This is a genomic window from Arthrobacter sp. 05L45_2, assembly GCF_056397525.1.
The window spans coordinates 1-1,958 of record NZ_JBFTNO010000344.1 but is presented as its reverse complement, the minus strand read 5'-3'; the positions used below and the strand labels follow the sequence as shown (position 1 = coordinate 1,958).

Genomic DNA, 1,958 nt, shown 5'->3' with positions numbered 1-1,958 from the left:
GGCACCACCCGGGGCGAACGGTTGAAGTCGATCAGGGGTGAGCTCGGCGCCGTGCCCTGGGCGCCGCCGAGGGACACCACGGAGACTGTGGTGTCGCCGAGGGTGACGGTGTCCGAGGAGTTCAGCGTCGCACGGCCGACCGGGAGTCCGTCCATCAGCAGGCCGTTGGCGGAGTTGGTGTCCACGATTTCCACGGTCTCCCCCACCGTGACGCGGGCGTGCCGCTTCGAGGTCAGCGGGTCCGTGAGCCGGATGTCGACGTCGCGGTCACGGCCGATGTAGCTGGTCCCCGAGGGCAGCGAAAATTCGCGCCCGACGTCGGGGCCGGAGAGCACGCGGAGGGTCGCCGCGGCCGGTCCTCGGTTTGCCCCGGGCACGGCGAACTGCTCGCTGACCTGGGTCAGGCCGACGATCGAGCCCGGCCGCAGCCCGGATTCGAGCAGGTTGTCCTCCCGGTTCAGAACGCTGCCCTTGAGGCCGCCGGCGGCGAAGGACTCCTCGATGCTGAGGGAGAGGTTCGACGGCGGTTCGGTGCCGCGCCGGGCCGGATCGGCGGCCCACAGTTCGGTGGCGATGTCCGCCACGGTGGCCAGGCCGTCGACGGTGACGGCGAGGTCCTTCGCTTCGGCCGGGTCGCGGCGCAGGGTCAGCCGGATCCTCATGCGTCGTCCCCTCCGCGCTGGGTTTCCAGGAGCACGAGGTCGGCAGCGGTCACCAGGTGCGATGTCACGGCGTGTTCGACCAGCCGGGCGCGCCGGTTCGTGGCGAGTTTGCCGCCGCCGCCGCGCAGTCCGGCGACCCCTACCCGGTCGAGTTTGTCACACACGTTGTCCAGCTTTCTGTTGAATCGGGTCAGTGCCCAGCCCAGGGTCTTGGCCGCCTGCGCGGAGGACGGGATGGCACTGAAGCCGGTCCCCTCCCGGCGCAGCATCGGCTCGGCGAGGGCCACGATCAGGGCTTTTTGGGAGTCGGTGAAGACGACGGGGCCGATGGTGGTGTCCCCGCCGCTTTCCTCCCCGCGGGATTCCTGCCGGAAGGCGGGGGTCCGGAGGTGGACGGCAAATTCGTAGGTGGTGGGACCGGCCGTGAAGATGACGTTGGTGTGGCTGAAGACCAGCGGGATCCGGGCTCCGGGGGCGAGCCAGGCCTGCATGCCGCCGGAGGCGTCGGCAACGGTCGCGCAGATCATGCTGCCGACGTTGCTGAGCCACCAGATGCCGTCATAGCGGGCGATCTGCAGGAACTGCCGGTGCAGGTACGGGTTGTCGTCGACTTCGAGGTCACCCTCCCGGCCGATGCTAAATGGAGTCCTGTTCCATGGGCGAGGACGCGCCGTCGGAGCGGACGATCATCACCTGGATGCAGGTGTCCCCGGCCGGGTTGGGAGCCACCTGGACTTTGGCCGTGGCAGTGGCCTGGAATTCGCCGTTGCCCGTGGGCGAGTAGGTCCGCCACTTATAGCGGTCACCGGTCTTGGGCTGCGGGTTTTTCCAGGTGAAGGTGAGTTTGCCGGCACTGTCCGCGCGTCCGGCCAGTGCCGTCACGTCGGGGACGGTGCCGTTGTCCAGGGCATCGGCCGGCGGCTTGCTGACCTGCTCGGTGGCCTGCGGGGCCGGGGCGGGGCGGGTGGTCCCGGCGATGATCCCGACGACGACGGCGATCACCAGGACCGCGGCACCGACGATCGCGAGGACCAGGTTCCGGCGGCCGTGGCCGGTTGGGGCTTCCCCGGCGTCCCCCGTTTCGCCGGCGGCCGTGTCCTCCGGGGCCAGGCTGGACCGGTTGACTGTGGCCGCGACGTCGTCGTCCTCCCCCGCGGGGGGCGCCGGACGGGGCGCCGCCCCGAAGGCGGGGCGCTGGACGGTATCGCGGCCGGTGGCGGTGTCCCGCCCCGGGGCCGGGCTGCCGGGGGCAAGGCTGCCGAACGGCGGCCTGGCGCGGGTGGCGTTGTTGGAGGT

The 1,958-nt window shown here is 71.1% G+C and carries 2 protein-coding genes and 1 pseudogene; all 3 read right to left on the bottom strand.

Going from position 1 to position 1,958, the window contains the following annotated elements; translation table 11 throughout:
• Positions 1-662, bottom strand: a 662-nt coding sequence (locus AC1DHD_RS16270; protein WP_476880695.1) for an FHA domain-containing protein, incomplete at its 3' end; no start/stop codon positions are given.
• On the bottom strand, positions 659-1,297 hold the full coding sequence (locus AC1DHD_RS16265; RefSeq protein WP_476880696.1) for a hypothetical protein: 639 nt from the start codon (positions 1,295-1,297) through the stop codon (positions 659-661). The genes AC1DHD_RS16265 and AC1DHD_RS16270, both read right to left, overlap by 4 nt.
• Position 1,298: 1 nt before the next feature.
• Positions 1,299-1,958, bottom strand: a pseudogene (locus tag AC1DHD_RS16260) (serine/threonine protein kinase); the annotation flags it as partial.